This window comes from Streptomyces sp. LX-29 (assembly GCF_029541745.1).
Lineage (GTDB): Bacteria > Actinomycetota > Actinomycetes > Streptomycetales > Streptomycetaceae > Streptomyces.
In genome coordinates this window covers 2167242-2182289 of the sequence record NZ_CP089746.1, presented here as the reverse complement: position 1 = coordinate 2182289, position 15048 = coordinate 2167242, and the positions used below count along the sequence as shown (strand labels likewise).

The following is a 15048-nucleotide window of genomic DNA, read 5'->3' as shown; positions in this document are numbered from 1 at the left end:
TCTGCGGCATGCCGCAGACACCCGCCCCGATACCGCCCCGTGTCCTCACCGTCGCCGGCTCCGACTCCGGCGGCGGTGCGGGCGTCCAGGCCGACCTGAAGACGATGCTGGCGCTGGGCGTGCACGGCATGAGCGTGCTCACGGCGGTGACGGCCCAGAACTCGGTGGGCGTGCAGGGCGCCTGGGAGCTGCCGGCGGCCGCCGTACGGGCGCAGTTCCGCAGCGTCGTCGACGACATCGGCGTCCAGGCGGTCAAGACCGGGATGCTCGCCTCCGCCGAACTGGTGGAGACCGTGGCCGAACTGCTCACGGACGTCGGGGCGCCGGTGGTGGTGGATCCGGTCGGAGTCTCCAAGCACGGCGACGCGCTGCTGGCCACCAGCGCCCTCGGGGCGATGCGGACCAGGCTGCTGCCGACCGCCACCGTGGCCACCCCCAACCTCGACGAGGTGGCCCAGCTGACCGGCGTGCGGGTCGCGGACGAGTCCGACATGCGGCGAGCGGCCGACGCGGTGCTGGAGTTCGGGCCCCGCTGGGCGCTGATCAAGGGCGGACACCTCGACGGCGGCACTGCGGACGCCGTCGACCTGCTGACGGACGGCACCGAGGAGCACTGGCTGCGCGCTCCCCGCCACGACAACCGGCACACCCACGGCACCGGCTGCACCCTCGCCAGCGCGATCGCGGCGGGGCTCGGCCGGGGGCTCCCGGTGCCGGCGGCCGTCGCCGCCGCCAAGGACTACGTCACCGGCGCCATCGCGGCCGGCTTCGCCCTGGGCGCCGGCATCGGCCCGGTCGACCACGGCTGGCGCTGGCGGACGGGCTGACCGGAGGGCGCCGGTCGGGGAGGCTCCGAGGGAAGCCCCATGGGGTTTCCGGGCATGCGAAAAGCCGGCCCACCCGCAGGGTGGACCGGCTTGACAGTTCAGCGTTAGCGCGAGACCTTGCCGGCCTTGATGCAAGAGGTGCAGACGTTGAGCTTCTTCGGCGTCCGACCGATCACAGCGCGCACCGTCTGGATGTTGGGGTTCCAACGACGAGGGGTGCGGCGGTGCGAGTGCGAGATGTTGTTGCCGAAGCCCGGCCCCTTGCCGCAGACGTCGCAGTTGGCAGCCACGGGTTACTCCAAAGACGGGTCAGCCCCGCATTCGCGAGGAGACAGACACTTACGGTAGGTGCCCCGGCGGGAAGAGCCAGGGGAAAAAAGGCCCGATTCGCATCAGGCAACCGGAGCAGCATACAACGACCGCTCCCGTACAACGAAACTACCATGACCTGCGCGACCCGGGCCGCGCGGGCCCTGGCACCAGGACTACGCTGCGAAGCCGATCCGCCAGCCAGTCTCCCCCGAGAGTCTCCCCCGAGGAGGACGTCCGTGCCGCACACGCTCGACGCCGAGGCGGTACGCGAATGGTGCGGGCTGGCGCTGGAGGCGCTGGGACGAGCCCGTGCGGACATCGACGCGATCAACGTCTACCCGGTCGCCGACGGGGACACCGGCACCAACCTCTATCTGACCGCCGAGTCGGCCGCCCAGGCCGTCGAGGCGGCCTTCGACGGCCACGCCGCCGCCACCGGCGCGCCCTCCCACCCCACCCTGGCGGACGCCGTACGGGCCATGGCCCACGGCGCGCTCATCGGCGCCCGCGGCAACTCGGGCACCATCCTGGCGCAGCTGCTGCGCGGCATGGCCGACGTGCTGGCGGCCGCCGGTGCTCCCCGCACGGCGGACCCCGGGGCGCTCAAGCGCGCGCTGCGGCACGCCGCGGAGTCGGCCTACGCGGCCGTCGCACACCCCGTGGAGGGCACCGTGCTCACCGTGGCGGCGGCCGCCGCCGACGCGGCCGAGCGGGCCGAGGGGGACACCGCCGCCGTGGCCCGCGCGGCCCACGAGGGCGCGCGTGGAGCGCTGGACGCCACCCCCGACCAGCTGGAGGTGCTCGCCCGCGCGGGCGTCGTCGACGCCGGTGGCTCCGGCCTGGTGGCGGTCCTCGGCGCGCTGGCCCAGGCCCTTACGGGCGCGACCGCGGCGCCGCCGCGCACCGCCGCACCGGGATCGCGGGCCGACGCCGGACGCGAGGCCGGCGGCGGGCCGGGGAAGGCCCCGGGATCGGGAAGGAGCCCGGAAGCGGGGCCCGTGACGAGCTGCGTGGTCGACGCGGCGGCCGCGGCCGCCGCACACGCCGGTGGCCCCGCCTTCGAGGTGATCTATCTGCTGGAGGCCGAGGAGGCCACGGTCGACCGACTGCGGGCCCGGCTGGACGCGCTGGGCGACTGCCTGGTCGTCGTCGGCGGCGACGGGCTGTGGAACGTCCATGTGCACGTGGACGACGCGGGCGCCGCCGTCGAGGCCGGCGTCCAGGCGGGCCGCCCGTACCGCATCCGCATCACCCACTTCGGCGCCGCGGCCGCCGCCGGACGGGGCCACGGCGCCCCGGGCGCGGCGACCGCCGAGGACGCCCCGCGCGGCGAGGGTCCGCGCCCGCGCCGCGAACGCGCCCCCCGCGCGGTCGTCGCGGTGGTGCCGGGCGCCGGACTGGCCGCGCTCCACCGGGAGGCGGGCGCCGTCGTCGTCGCCACCCGGCCCGGGGAGCCGCCGGTCAGCGGGGAGCTGGTGGAGGCCATCCGACGCGCCCACGCCCACGAGGTGGTGGTGCTGCCCAACGACGCGACGCTCCAGCACACCGCCGCGGCCGCCGCCGAACAGGCCCGCACCGAAGGGGTGCGCGTCGCCCTCATCCCCACCCGTTCCGCCGTCCAGGGCATCGCCGCGCTCGCCGTCCACGAACCCGGCCGCCGCTTCGACGAGGACGTCGTCGCCATGACCGCCGCCGCCGGGGCCACCCGCCACGCCGAGCTGGTGGTGGCCGAGCACCAGTCCTGGACCATGGCCGGGGTGTGCCAGGCCGGAGACGTGCTCGGGCTGATCGACGGCGATGTCGCGGTCATCGGCCGCGACCTGGTCGCCACCGCCCGCACGGTGCTGGACCGGATGCTGGCCGCCGGCGGCGAACTGGTCACCCTGGTCCTGGGCGAGGGCGTCCCCGACACCGTCTCCGAGCTCCTGACGGGGCACGTACGCGAGGGGCACCTGGCCGTCGACACGGTCGCGTACCGAGGCGAGCAGCAGGCCGTGCCGTTGATCATCGGCATCGAATAGGCGCCGCCTTTTTTGAGGGCTCGGTTCGCCTCCGGGCGCTTCAAGCGACTGCCGACGGTCGACCGTGCGCCCCCCTTTTTTTGAGGCTCGGTTCGCCTCCGGGCGCTGTAAGCGACTGCCGACGGTCGACCGTGCTCGCCTGCTCGTTCCTCACAGGCTCCGCGCGCTCTCCCTTTCGGCAGCCGCGCGCCCTTCGGCTCACTCGCCGGTGCGTGCGGGGCGGGAGTGCGTTCGTGGCCGTGAGGTGGCGGCGCTCTCCGTTTCGGCGGTCGCGCGCCCTTCGGTTCACTCGCCCCCGTGCGGGGCGGGAGCGTAGGCAATCGGCACCGCACGGCTGGCGCGGGGCGGGCCGGTTGTCAGCGGCGCGGTGCGCGGTTCGGCCCCCGTTGTCACCGGTGTGGTGTGCAATGGATGACGTGCCCGCGCTGCAAGAACCCCTGAAGAAGATCCTCGGCGGCACCACCGCGAAGGTGCTGGCCGACCACCTCGACCTGCGCACGGTCGGCGACCTGCTGCACCACTACCCGCGGCGGTACGCCGAGCGCGGCGAGCTGACGCGCCTCGCCGACCTGCCGTTGGACGAGCACGTCACCGTCGTCGCGCAGGTCGCCGACGCCCGCGTGCTGACCTTCAACCGGGGCCGGGGGCAGCGGCTGGAGGTCACCCTGACCGACGGCAGCGGCCGGCTCCAGCTGGTCTTCTTCGGCAAGGGCATCCACAAGCCGCACAAGGAGCTGCTGCCCGGTCGCCGCGCGATGTTCGCCGGCAAGGTCTCCGTCTTCAACCGCAAACTCCAGCTGGCCCACCCGGAGTACCAGCTGCTGGACAAGGACAGCGGCGAGGACGCGGTCGACGCCTTCGCCAACCAGCTGATCCCGATCTACCCGGCCTGCCAGCAGATGGCCTCCTGGAAGCTGGCCAAGGCCGTCGACGCGGTGCTCCCGAGCGCGGGGGACGCCGTCGACCCGCTGCCGCCCGCGCTACGCGAGGGCCGCGGCCTGGTTCCGCTCCCCGAGGCCCTGCTCAAGGTCCACCGGCCGCGCACCAAGGCCGATATCCACGACGCCCGCGAGCGGCTCAAGTGGGACGAGGCGTTCGTGCTCCAGGTCGCCCTCGCCCGGCGCCGGTACGCCGACACGCAGGCGCCCGCGGTCGCCCGCAAACCCTCCTCCGGCGGCCTCCTGGACGCCTTCGACGCCCGGTTGCCCTTCGAGCTCACCGAGGGCCAGCGCCGGGTCAGCGCCGAGATCTTCACCGACCTCGCGGCCGAACATCCCATGCACCGGCTGCTCCAGGGCGAGGTCGGATCCGGAAAGACCATGGTCGCGCTGCGCGCCATGCTCGGCGTGGTCGACGCCGGCGGCCAGGCCGCCATGCTCGCCCCCACCGAGGTGCTCGCCCAGCAGCACCACCGCTCCATCACGGAGATGATGGGCGACCTGGCCGAGCGGTGGGGGCTGTGGCGCGAAGCGCCATCCGCTGAGGGCGGTGGTGGGCGACGGGAGGGCGGGACGCTCGGCGGCGCCGAGCAGGGCACCAAGGTGGTGCTGCTCACCGGCTCCATGGGCGCCGCCGCCCGCCGCCAGGCGCTGTTGGACCTGGTCACCGGCGAGGCCGGGATCGTGGTCGGCACCCACGCGCTGATCGAGGACAAGGTGAAGTTCCACGACCTGGGCCTGGTCGTGGTCGACGAGCAGCACCGGTTCGGCGTCGAGCAGCGCGACGCGCTGCGGGCCAAGGGAGACTCCCAGGGCGAGCGGCGAACGCCTCACCTGCTGGTCATGACGGCGACCCCCATCCCACGCACGGTCGCCATGACCGTCTTCGGCGACCTGGAGACCTCCGTCCTGGACCAGCTCCCGGCCGGCCGCTCCCCGATCGCCTCCCATGTGGTGCCCGCGCAGGACAAGCCGCACTTCCTGACCCGCGCCTGGGAGCGGGTCCGCGAGGAGGTCGAGGGCGGCCACCAGGCGTACGTGGTGTGTCCGCGCATCGGCGACGACGTCGACGAGGCGGCCGAGCTGAAGAAGGGCAAGGCCGGCAGGGCCGACGAGGGCGAGGACCAGTCGCCGGAGGACGAGGCGGAGAAGCGCCCGCCGCTGGCCGTGTTGGACATCGCCGAGCAGCTCGGCGCCGGCCCGCTGCGTGGGCTGCGGGTGGAGGTGCTGCACGGCCGGATGCAGCCGGAGGCCAAAGACGACGTGATGCGCCGGTTCTCCGCCGGCGAGGTGGACGTGCTGGTGGCCACCACCGTCATCGAGGTCGGTGTGAACGTCCCCAACGCCACCGTCATGGTGATCATGGACGCGGACCGTTTCGGCGTCTCCCAGCTGCACCAGCTGCGTGGCCGGGTGGGCCGCGGCTCGGCCCCCGGGCTGTGTCTGCTGGTCACCGAGATGCCCGAGGCCAGCCAGGCGCGCACCCGGCTGAACGCGGTCGCCGCCACCCTGGACGGCTTCGAACTGTCCCGCATCGACCTGGAGCAGCGCCGCGAGGGCGATGTGCTGGGCCAGGCCCAGTCGGGCGCCCGCTCCTCGCTGCGGATGCTCACCGTCATCGACGACGAGGAGGTCATCGCCGCGGCCCGCGAGGAGGCCCAGGCGCTGGTGGCGGCCGATCCCGAGCTGGCCGGCCAGCCCGAGCTGCGCACCGTCCTGGACGCCCTGCTGTCCGCGGAGCGGGAAGAGTACCTGGACAAGGGCTGAGCCCGGGTCCGGACCGGTCGGGAATGCGCCAATAATGGATGCGCAGCGAGCGCATACCGAAACCGCGGACCGACACTCCGACCGAAGCCGCGGACCGAAGCCGCGGCCCGAGCCGCGGACCGAACCGAAGGGCGGCCCACCTACATGACCCGCGTGATCGCCGGTGCGGCAGGGGGGCGCCGCCTCGCGGTGCCGCCAGGCAACGGCACCCGACCCACCTCGGACCGGGCGCGCGAGGGCCTCTTCTCCACCTGGGAGTCCCTGCTCGGCTCGTTGCACGGGACCCGCGTGCTCGACCTGTACGGCGGCTCCGGCGCGGTCGGCCTGGAGGCCCTGTCGCGCGGCGCCGAGCACGTGCTGCTGGTGGAGGCGGACACCCGAGCCGCCCGCACCATCCGCGAGAACGTGCGCGCGATCGGGCTGCCCGGCGCCGAGGTGCGCACCGCGAAGGCGGAGCAGATCACCGCCGCCCCCGCCCCGGACCGCCCGTACGACGTGGTCTTCCTGGACCCGCCCTACGCCGTGAGCGACGACGATCTCCGGGAGATCCTGCTCACACTCCTCCGTAACGGGTGGCTGACGGAGGATGCGCTGGCCACCGTGGAGCGCAGCACCAGAGGCGGGGAGTTCCGGTGGCCCGCCGGTTTCGACGGGCTGCGGGCCCGTCGCTACGGCGAGGGCACGCTTTGGTACGGTCGCGCCGCCTCTACGTGCGACAACGCGTCATGACCGGCCTGGAGAGCGAGGAACCACTGTTGCGCCGCGCAGTCTGTCCGGGGTCCTTCGACCCCGTCACCAACGGACACCTGGACATCATCGCCCGAGCGTCGAAGCTGTACGACGTCGTGCACGTCGCGGTGATGATCAACAAGTCCAAGAAGGGCCTGTTCACCGTCGAGGAGCGCATAGCGCTGCTGCGTGAGGTGACGGCCGAGTTCGGCAACGTGGAGGTCGAGGCCTTCCACGGGCTGCTGGTCGACTTCTGCAAGGAGCGCGACATCCCCGCCATCGTCAAGGGGCTGCGGGCGGTCAGCGACTTCGACTACGAGCTCCAGATGGCCCAGATGAACAACGGCCTGTCCGGCGTGGAGACGCTGTTCGTGCCGACCAACCCCACCTACAGCTTCCTCTCCTCCAGCCTGGTCAAGGAGGTCGCCGCCTGGGGCGGCGACGTCTCCCACCTGGTGCCTCCGACGGTGCTCCGGGCACTCACCGAGCGGCTCGGCGAGCGCTGACCCGGTGACGGCCCGTCAGTAGGTGTCGGGCGGGGTGCACTGGCCGTACAGTCGTCGGCGTCTGTTCGTGTTCCCTCCCATCCGTCAGAGAGAGTGGCGAGCCCCAGGTGGACGTATCGAAGAAGCTCGACGAGATCGTCGACGCCGTCGCCGGCGCCCGGTCCATGCCCATGTCGGCCTCGTGCGTGGTCAACCGCGCCGAGCTGCTCGCCATGCTCGAAGAGGTGCGCGCCGCCCTGCCCGGCTCCCTCGCCCAGGCGCAGGAGGTGCTCGGCGGCCGCGCGCAGATGGTCGAGCAGGCCCGCCAGGAGGCCGACCGGATCATCGAGTCCGCGCACGCCCAGCGCGGTTCGCTGATCTCCGACACCGAGGTCGCGCGGCAGTCCCGGGAGGAGGCCGACCGCATCCTGACCGAGGCCCGCCGGGAGGCGGAGGAGATCCGCACCGAGGCCGACGACTACGTCGACAGCAAGCTCGCCAACTTCGAGGTCGTGCTCACCAAGACCATCGGCGCCGTCGACCGCGGCCGCGAGAAGCTGCTGGGCCGGGTCCCGGGGGGCGACGGGATGACCCCCGACGGCCGGCCGGACGACGCCCCCGAGCGCAGCGCCGACCCGGAGACCCTGCGGCGCCGCGCCGACGAGTACGTGGACGCCAAGCTGGGCGCCGTGTCCGCCGTACTGGCCAAGACCCTGGAGGCCGCCGGCCGCGGTCGACAGAAGCTGTTGGGCGCGCGCCCCATCGACGAACTGGGCGCCCACATGGCCGCGCAGGACGCCGCCCAGGACCCCGCCGCGCTGCACCACACCAGCGACGCCGACTTCCTGGCCGGCCTCGCGGGCCACGCCGCCCCCCAGGCCCCCGCGGTGCCCCAGCCGCCGACCCACGACCCGGTTCCCCCGGTCCCCTCGGCACAGCCGGACATCCCGGCCGCCCCCACCATGCCCCCGCGGATCCCCGCCCCGGCGGCCCAGCAGGACTACTACGCGGCGACCGCGGACTACCAGCAGCAGGGCGGCTACGGCTATCCGGAGTCGTACGCCCAGGGCCACGACCCGTACGCCGCGCAGCCCGCGACCGCCGGCTACCCGCAGCAGGACCCGTACGGCTGGCAGCAGCCCCAGGCGTCCGGCTACGAGGGCTACGACGGTTACGCGACGGGCGGTGGCTACGGCGGGCACGGGCACCCGGCGCAGCCGGCGCAGCACGGGACGCAGGGCGCGGCGCTCGACGAGACCAGCCTCTTCGACACCAGCATGATCAACCTCGATCAGCTGCGGCAGTACGAGCAAGGTCGCTGAGCCCGCAGGACGGGCCGGCGGGGGTGCGCCGGGTGGCCGCCGCACCCCTGCCGGGCGGCGCCGAAACCGACGCCGGGCGGTCGCCGGGGGCCGTGGATTGGGACGAGAGCGGCCCGTCCAGTATCCTGGCTCTTCGGTCGCGCCTACGTCCGCGATCTAGGCTGCCCGCTTCGCGTCGACACGCCGTGGCAGGGTGAGCCGTTCCGCAGCGTAAAGCGTCGAACACGTAGAAAGCAGGAAGCCCTGAACGCCCGCCTCGACCACCGTGCCCCGCTCGTGTTCGACACACGCGAGCTCGGGCGGCGTCCTGGTGCGCTCAAGCGGCTCTCCCGCTCCGTGCCCGCCCCCAAGGACCTCGGTATCGAGGTCATCGGGGTGCGGGAGGGCGCGACGGTGGAGCTGGACCTCCGCCTGGAGTCGGTCATGGAAGGGGTGCTTGTCACAGGCACCGCCCGTGCACCGCTCACAGGGGAGTGCGTAAGGTGTCTGGAGCCGCTGGAGCGTGAGCTCGAAGCGGACTTCCAGGAGATGTACTCCTACCCCGACGCCGACGCCTGGGGCCGCGATGCGGACTCGGACGACGACGCCGAGGAGGAGGACAGGCTCTTCCTCGAGGACGACTTGCTCGACCTCGAACCCGTGCTGCGGGACGCGGTGGTGCTGTCACTGCCGCTGCAGCCGGTGTGCCGGGAGGACTGCCTCGGCCTGTGTCCCGACTGCGGGATGCGGCTGACGGACGACCCGGACCACCACCACGACGCCGTCGACATCCGTTGGGCGGCACTGCAGGGACTCGCCGACACCATCAAGGACGGCGAGAAGGACAACATGGGCGGCGCCGAAGCGGGCGTCGACGAGAAGCAGGAGAAGTAGCCGTGGCTGTTCCGAAGCGGAAGATGTCGCGCAGCAACACGCGCCACCGCCGGTCGCAGTGGAAGGCTGCGGTCCCCACCCTGGTGGCGTGCGAGCGCTGCCACGAGCCGAAGCAGCAGCACATCGCGTGCCCGAGCTGCGGCACCTACAACAAGCGTCAGGTCCTCGCGGTCTGATCGGCTGGGGGATACGGCTCCATGTCAGACGCCCATACGTCTCCCCGCAAGCGCGGGGGTGAATCGACGCCGGCGGACACAGCCTCGTCCCACACGATTCTGGAAGGGCGGCTCGGCTATCAGGTTGAGTCCGCCCTTCTGGTGCGTGCGCTGACCCATCGCTCCTACGCGTACGAGAACGGCGGGCTGCCCACCAACGAGCGGCTGGAGTTCCTCGGGGACTCCGTGCTCGGCCTGGTGGTCACCGACACGCTGTACCGCGTCCACCCGGACCTGCCCGAGGGTCAGCTCGCCAAGCTGCGGGCCGCGGTGGTCAACTCGCGCGCGTTGGCGGAGGTGGGCCGCGGCCTCGACCTCGGCGCCTTCATCCGGCTCGGCCGGGGCGAAGAGGGCACCGGAGGCCGGGACAAGGCGTCCATCCTCGCCGACACCCTGGAAGCGGTGATCGGCGCGGTCTATCTGGACCAGGGGCTGGACGCCGCTGGCGAGCTGGTGCACCGGCTCTTCGACCCGCTCATCGAGAAGTCTTCGAATCTCGGTGCCGGCCTGGACTGGAAGACCAGCCTCCAGGAGCTCACCGCGACGGAGGGACTCGGCGTGCCCGAGTACCTGGTCACGGAGGAGGGCCCCGACCACGAGAAGACCTTCACGGCTGCTGCCCGCGTCGGTGGTGTCGCGTACGGCACCGGCACCGGCCGCAGCAAGAAGGAAGCAGAGCAGCAGGCCGCCGAGGCCGCCTGGCGCGCGATCCGCGCGGCGGCGGACGAGGCGAAGGCCGCCCCCGCGGCCGCCGGCGACACCCTCTGACCGTCTGCTGAATCGACACCCCGCGCGCCGGTGGTGGAGAGGCACCCGCCTCACCGCCACCGGCGCGCGGCGTTTCCGCACCCCTTGCGAAGGGCGCACACCCGCCCCGCCCACACGGCGAGCGATGCACGCCCGTACGGCCGCACCGGCGATCCCATGGCGAAGGGCGCACACCCCTCCCGCCGCAACGGCGAGCGATCACAACGTCCCGGGTCCGGCGGAATGACCGACGGTCTCGGCCCACGCCCCAAGGGCCCACGCCTGAAGGGCCCACGCCTGAAGGGGCGGACGCCCCTTCCTCGGGTGCGACCCTGGAGAGGCAGGGGGCGAGGCGCCCGGCCCGTAGGGGGCCAGGCATACTGCGGGGTGCCCGCACCAACGACGAGCCACGACGAGCCACCCCCTCGGGAGGAGAACCCGTGCCCGAGCTGCCCGAGGTCGAGGTCGTACGCCGTGGACTGGCCCGCTGGGTGAGCGGCCGCACGGTGGCGTCGGTCGAGGTGCTGCACCCCCGGGCCATCCGGCGGCACGCCGCGGGACCGGCGGACTTCGCCGCGCGGCTCACCGGGCGGCGCATCGGGGAGGCGCACCGCCGCGGGAAGTACCTGTGGCTGCCGGTCGACGGCGCTCAGAGCTCGGTCCTGGCCCACCTGGGCATGAGCGGCCAGCTGCTGGTCCAGCCGCACGACGCCGACGACGAGAGGCACCTGCGCATCCGCGTCCGCTTCGACGACTCCGAGGGCACCGAGCTGCGCTTCGTCGACCAGCGGACCTTCGGCGGGCTCTCGCTGCACGAGACCACCCCCGACGGCCTCCCGGACGTCATCGCGCACATCGCCCGCGACCCGCTCGACCCGGCCTTCGACGAGGCGGCCTTCCACGCGGCGCTGCGCCGCCGCCGCACCACCCTCAAGCGGGCCCTGTTGGACCAGTCGCTGATCAGCGGGGTCGGCAACATCTACGCCGACGAGGCGCTGTGGCGCGCCCGACTGCACTACGAGCGGCCGACGGCGACCCTCGCCCGCCCGCGCAGCACCGAACTGCTCGGGCACGTGCGGGATGTGATGAACGACGCGCTGGCGGTGGGCGGCACCAGCTTCGACAGCCTCTACGTCAACGTGAACGGCGAGTCGGGCTACTTCTCGCGCTCCCTGGACGCCTACGGCCGTGAGGACGAGCCGTGCAACCGCTGCGGGACGCCCATGCGTCGCCGGCCGTGGATGAACCGCTCCAGCTACTTCTGCCCGCGCTGTCAGCGGGCCCCGCGCCCCGCCGCCCGCTAGGCCCCGCCCCGCCGCGCTCAAGCCCCGCCCTGCCGCGCTCAGCCCCGTTCCGTGTCGTAGCGCTCCTGGGCCGTCAGTACCTCCGCCATCCGGTCCTCGAGGAGGTGGATGAGCGACAGCAGCCGGTCGGCGACCTCTCGGCCGAGCGGGGTGAGCTCGTAGTCCACCCGCGGCGGGTTGGTCGGCTGGGCCTCGCGACGGACCAGCCCGTCGCGTTCGAGCGCGTGCAGGGTCTGGGACAGCATCTTCTCGCTGACGCCGTCCACCCGCCGCCGCAGCTCGTTGAAGCGGAACGTGCCCTCGCGGAGGGCGGTCAGCGTGAGGGCGCCCCAGCGGCCGGTGACGTGCTCCAGCGTGGCCCGGGAGGGACAGGACTTGGCGAAGACGTCGAACGGCAGGTTCTCGTCCGTCTCGCCCGCCTCCGCCACCGCCGCTCCCGCGGGCGCCGTGCTGCTCTGAGTCTCCATAGAGCCACCCTACTCGCGCACAGCGCTAACTTGCGGGTTGCGCTTTCTAAAAGTTAGTGCTTCTCTGATGGGGCGCCGCCACCGAGCGCCCCGCCGTCCAAGGAGTCCCGCCGTGACCACCCCTGTCGTCTCCATCGCCTACCACTCCGGCTTCGGCCACACCGCCGTCCTCGCCGAGGCCGTTCGCGACGGCGCGGTCGCCGCCGGGGCCACCGTGCACCTGGTCAAGGTCGACGAGATCACCGAGGCCGAGTGGGAGCTCCTCGACGCCTCCGACGCGATCGTCTTCGGCTCGCCGACGTACATGGGCACCGCCTCCGGCGCCTTCCACGTCTTCGCCGAGGCCAGCAGCAAGCGCTGGTTCACCCGGGCCTGGCAGGACAAGATCGCCGCCGGCTTCACCAACTCCGCCTCCAAGAGTGGCGACAAGCTGCACACCCTGCAGTTCTTCACCGTGCTCGCCGCCCAGCACGGCATGCACTGGGTCAGCCTCAACCTGCTCCCGGGCTGGAACGCCTCCACCGGCTCCGAGAACGACATCAACCGCCTCGGCTTCTTCCTGGGCGCCGCCGCGCAGAGCAACAACGACCAGGGCCCGGAGGGCGTCCACAAGGCCGACGTCGCCACCGCCGAACACCTGGGCCGCCGGGTCGCCGAGCAGGCCCGGGTGCAGATCGCCGGACGCGCCGCGGTCGCCGCCGTCTGACGACCCCTCCGTGCGCCCCGCGGCCTCGGCCGCGCCGTGCGCCCGAAGCCTCCTACAGGCTGGTACGCCGCCGAACGCGCCGATGCCCGCCTCTCGTCGGGACGAGAGGCGGGCATCGCCGCATGTCGAGGCTTCCTCAGAAACCGAACTCCTGGGTCCACCACGGACCGCCCTCGGCGAAGTGCGCGCCGACGCCCAGGGTCTTGTACTCGCAGTTGAGTATGTTGGCACGGTGCCCGGTGCTGCCCATCCAGGTGTCCATCACCGCCGGCGCGTCCTCCTGGCCGCGTGCGATGTTCTCCCCGCCCAGATCGTCGATACCCCGCTTCTTGGCCCGGTCCCAGGGCGTGGCGCCGTCCGGGTCCGTGTGGTCGAAGAAGTCCCTCTGGTCCATGTCCCGACTGAAGTCGCCGGCCAGGTCCGCCAGTTCCGGGTCCGCGGTCACCGGGGAGCAGCCCGCCTCGACCCGCTCCTGGTTGACCAGGGCGAGCACCTCGCGCTCGACTGCGGAGTGGCGGCCGTGCGACGGGGAGTCCGGCGCGCCGGTCGGCTGCGGCGCCTTCGGCTTGTGCGGCGCGGGCGCGCCGCGGGAGGGCCGCGGGCCCTTGTCGTCGGCGCGGTCCGACTCCCGCTCCGCCGGGGCCGAGGACGGGGGCGAGGACGACGGCGCGGGGCGGGGGGAGCGGGGCGAGGTCGAGGCGGAGGGCGAGGCCGTGGGGGTCGCCGACGGGCTGGCGGAGCGGTCCGCGTCACGGCTGGCGGCCGGCTCCTCGCGGTCCTCCGTGGCGCCGGACGGGGCGCCCGCGCTCACCGGGACACCCGCCGGCGGCTGGTGGGCGCGGACCGTGCCGTGGTCGTCGGTCCCCCCGGCGAGGGTGTGGTCACCGCCCGGCAGCACTCCGGAGGCCATCGCCACCGCGCCCAGCGCGACGGCGGCGGACACGCCCAGCAGGCCGGTGCGCACCGGGTCGAGGCGACCGCGGCGGCCGCTCCGATGCCGTCCGGCGGCCGGGTCCGAGGGGGTCACGGGGGTGGGGGCGGGGGCAGCGGGCGTGGTGACCCGCGTCGGGGTGGTGACCCGCTCGGGCGCTGCCTCGGTTTCGGGGGCAGATCGTCGATGGCGACCCATCTGCTGTCTCCCGCCTTCCTTGCGTGCTCGGCGTCAACGTCTATCACTCATATGGGTGAGTACTTGTGTGCCGGGACTGTACGCCATGGGACTTGGAGTCGAGGTGCTCCATAGGCAATTGGCCGGTTAGCGTGCAGGCATGAATGACGATGTCCGCCTGACGGCCTGGGTGCGCGGCAGGGTGCAAGGAGTCGGTTTCCGCTGGTTCACGCGGGCCAACGCGCTGGCCATCGGCGGCCTGGTGGGCTTCGCCTCGAACCTCGCCGACGGGCGGGTGCAGGTGGTCGCGGAGGGGCCGCGGACCGAATGCGAACAGTTGCTCGACTGGCTGCGCGCGGGCGACACGCCCGGGCGCGTCGACGGGGTGACCGAGATCTGGGGCACACCGCGCGGCGGCTACGAGACCTTCGAGATCCGCTGAGCCCGGCGCCCCGGCCGGTCTCGCCGCCGCATCCCCTTACCCGTCTCATGGTGTTACGGCGGGCCGCGCGGGGCAGAAACCGGCAGGTGGTTGCCAAGCGGGCCGCTCCATGGAAGGCTGCGGGCTAAGGATGATCTCCACACCCCTGCGGGGTCTTTGGAGAGGCGAAGCCGCCGGATCGGGCGGCCGTACGCCCCCGGCCCGGTGGTCGTTGCGGTGTGTGATCGTGTTGACCGTCAAACCATTTGGTGAGACGCTGGAAGCCCCGCGCACCTTAGCTGTTTGGCATTGAGCACGGTAGTGATGACAGACACCGCGGGTGCGAATCCCTCACGACCCACACCGCTTCGGTCGGTCACTCAGTGTGGAGGACCATCCATCATGGCAAAGGCGCTTCTCGGTTACGTCGGCGGCTCCGACCCCCGAGTCCTCGCCGAGATGCGACGGCTTCAGCAGCGCGTCCAGGACCTCGAATCCGAGCTCATCCGGATCCAGGCCGAGAACGACGCGCTGTCTGCTGCCGCCGCGCACCAGAGCGACTCGCTGCTCGACAGCATCGACGTACCCAAGGCGGAGCCTGCGCTCGCCTGACCCAAGCCCCCGGGCCGGTCGGGCTGAATCGTCAGCCGCTTGGAGATTTTGCAAGGGACGCCTCGGCGTCCCTTCGTCGTATCCGTCTCGCCTCCGCCGCGTCCACGCGTCGTGCCCGTGCCCGTGTCGTCAGTCCGTCGTCCCCGCGTCGTGTCGCGTCCCGTCGCGTCCTGTCGTGCGGCCGTACCCCCTAG

Annotated in this window: 16 protein-coding genes; 13 read left to right on the top strand and 3 right to left on the bottom strand. The window is 72.9% G+C overall.

The window, feature by feature from the left end; all coding sequences use genetic code 11:
* The first annotated feature begins 8 nt into the window (after positions 1-8).
* On the top strand, positions 9-827 hold the full coding sequence (gene thiD, locus LRS74_RS09200) for a bifunctional hydroxymethylpyrimidine kinase/phosphomethylpyrimidine kinase (RefSeq protein WP_277740548.1): 819 nt from the start codon (positions 9-11) through the stop codon (positions 825-827).
* Positions 828-931: 104 nt separating this feature from the next.
* Here thiD and rpmB read toward each other — a convergent pair whose 3' ends face one another.
* Positions 932-1117 carry a 50S ribosomal protein L28 gene (gene rpmB / locus LRS74_RS09195; RefSeq protein WP_144381697.1) on the bottom strand — a complete coding sequence of 62 codons (186 nt, stop codon included), beginning with the start codon at positions 1115-1117 and terminating at the stop codon, positions 932-934.
* A gap of 258 nt (positions 1118-1375) precedes the next feature.
* On the opposite strand from rpmB, the gene LRS74_RS09190 reads away from it, so the two are divergent.
* From LRS74_RS09190 to mutM, 9 genes are all read left to right on the top strand, one after another.
* Positions 1376-3160 (top strand): DAK2 domain-containing protein, encoded by a 1785-nt coding sequence (locus LRS74_RS09190; protein WP_277740547.1) that lies wholly within the window; start codon positions 1376-1378, stop codon positions 3158-3160.
* Positions 3161-3567: 407 nt separating this feature from the next.
* Positions 3568-5865, top strand: a complete 2298-nt coding sequence (gene recG, locus LRS74_RS09185; RefSeq protein WP_277740546.1) for an ATP-dependent DNA helicase RecG — start codon at positions 3568-3570, stop codon at positions 5863-5865.
* 144 nt (positions 5866-6009) lie between these two features.
* Positions 6010-6594 carry a 16S rRNA (guanine(966)-N(2))-methyltransferase RsmD gene (rsmD, locus tag LRS74_RS09180; RefSeq protein ID WP_277740545.1) on the top strand — a complete coding sequence of 195 codons (585 nt, stop codon included), beginning with the start codon at positions 6010-6012 and terminating at the stop codon, positions 6592-6594.
* A 26-nt stretch (positions 6595-6620) separates the two neighbouring features.
* On the top strand, positions 6621-7100 hold the full coding sequence (gene coaD, locus LRS74_RS09175) for a pantetheine-phosphate adenylyltransferase (RefSeq protein WP_277740544.1): 480 nt from the start codon (positions 6621-6623) through the stop codon (positions 7098-7100).
* A gap of 107 nt (positions 7101-7207) precedes the next feature.
* On the top strand, positions 7208-8401 hold the full coding sequence (locus LRS74_RS09170) for an ATP synthase F0 subunit B (RefSeq protein ID WP_277740543.1): 1194 nt from the start codon (positions 7208-7210) through the stop codon (positions 8399-8401).
* Between the two features lie 276 nt (positions 8402-8677).
* The gene (locus LRS74_RS09165; RefSeq protein WP_277740542.1) at positions 8678-9274 is read left to right on the top strand and encodes a YceD family protein; all 597 of its coding nucleotides are present in this window, start codon (positions 8678-8680) and stop codon (positions 9272-9274) included.
* Between the two features lie 2 nt (positions 9275-9276).
* Positions 9277-9450: a 50S ribosomal protein L32 gene (rpmF, locus tag LRS74_RS09160; protein WP_099201005.1), complete on the top strand. Its 174-nt coding sequence runs from the start codon at positions 9277-9279 to the stop codon at positions 9448-9450.
* A 21-nt stretch (positions 9451-9471) separates the two neighbouring features.
* Positions 9472-10257, top strand: coding sequence for a ribonuclease III (gene rnc, locus LRS74_RS09155; RefSeq protein ID WP_277740541.1), 786 nt, complete (start codon positions 9472-9474; stop codon positions 10255-10257).
* Positions 10258-10676: 419 nt separating this feature from the next.
* Entirely contained in the window at positions 10677-11540 is an 864-nt protein-coding gene (gene mutM / locus LRS74_RS09150) for a bifunctional DNA-formamidopyrimidine glycosylase/DNA-(apurinic or apyrimidinic site) lyase (protein WP_277740540.1), read from the top strand.
* Positions 11541-11578: 38 nt separating this feature from the next.
* Here mutM and LRS74_RS09145 read toward each other — a convergent pair whose 3' ends face one another.
* On the bottom strand, positions 11579-12007 hold the full coding sequence (locus tag LRS74_RS09145; protein ID WP_277740539.1) for a helix-turn-helix domain-containing protein: 429 nt from the start codon (positions 12005-12007) through the stop codon (positions 11579-11581).
* Positions 12008-12119: 112 nt separating this feature from the next.
* On the opposite strand from LRS74_RS09145, the gene LRS74_RS09140 reads away from it, so the two are divergent.
* Positions 12120-12713: a flavodoxin family protein gene (locus tag LRS74_RS09140; RefSeq protein WP_277740538.1), complete on the top strand. Its 594-nt coding sequence runs from the start codon at positions 12120-12122 to the stop codon at positions 12711-12713.
* A 136-nt stretch (positions 12714-12849) separates the two neighbouring features.
* On the opposite strand, the gene LRS74_RS09135 is transcribed toward LRS74_RS09140, so the two are convergent.
* Positions 12850-13842 (bottom strand): CAP domain-containing protein, encoded by a 993-nt coding sequence (locus tag LRS74_RS09135; RefSeq protein ID WP_277740537.1) that lies wholly within the window; start codon positions 13840-13842, stop codon positions 12850-12852.
* Between the two features lie 139 nt (positions 13843-13981).
* Here LRS74_RS09135 and LRS74_RS09130 point away from each other — a divergent pair, with 139 nt between their 5' ends.
* Together LRS74_RS09130 and LRS74_RS09125 are read left to right on the top strand one after the other, a co-directional pair.
* Entirely contained in the window at positions 13982-14263 is a 282-nt protein-coding gene (locus tag LRS74_RS09130; protein WP_277740536.1) for an acylphosphatase, read from the top strand.
* A 381-nt stretch (positions 14264-14644) separates the two neighbouring features.
* Positions 14645-14854 (top strand): hypothetical protein, encoded by a 210-nt coding sequence (locus LRS74_RS09125; RefSeq protein ID WP_144381710.1) that lies wholly within the window; start codon positions 14645-14647, stop codon positions 14852-14854.
* Positions 14855-15048 lie beyond the last annotated feature (194 nt).

What these genes read in the sequence shown, in the direction of transcription:
- thiD (WP_277740548.1), top strand. Translation starts at nt 9, where the DNA reads ATGCCGCAGACACCCGCCCCGATACCGCCCCGTGTCCTCACCGTCGCC.
- LRS74_RS09135 (WP_277740537.1), bottom strand. Translation starts at nt 13,842, where the DNA reads ATGGGTCGCCATCGACGATCTGCCCCCGAAACCGAGGCAGCGCCCGAG.
- LRS74_RS09145 (WP_277740539.1), bottom strand. Translation starts at nt 12,007, where the DNA reads ATGGAGACTCAGAGCAGCACGGCGCCCGCGGGAGCGGCGGTGGCGGAG.
- rnc (WP_277740541.1), top strand. Translation starts at nt 9,472, where the DNA reads ATGTCAGACGCCCATACGTCTCCCCGCAAGCGCGGGGGTGAATCGACG.
- LRS74_RS09125 (WP_144381710.1), top strand. Translation starts at nt 14,645, where the DNA reads ATGGCAAAGGCGCTTCTCGGTTACGTCGGCGGCTCCGACCCCCGAGTC.
- recG (WP_277740546.1), top strand. Translation starts at nt 3,568, where the DNA reads ATGGATGACGTGCCCGCGCTGCAAGAACCCCTGAAGAAGATCCTCGGC.
- LRS74_RS09130 (WP_277740536.1), top strand. Translation starts at nt 13,982, where the DNA reads ATGAATGACGATGTCCGCCTGACGGCCTGGGTGCGCGGCAGGGTGCAA.
- rsmD (WP_277740545.1), top strand. Translation starts at nt 6,010, where the DNA reads ATGACCCGCGTGATCGCCGGTGCGGCAGGGGGGCGCCGCCTCGCGGTG.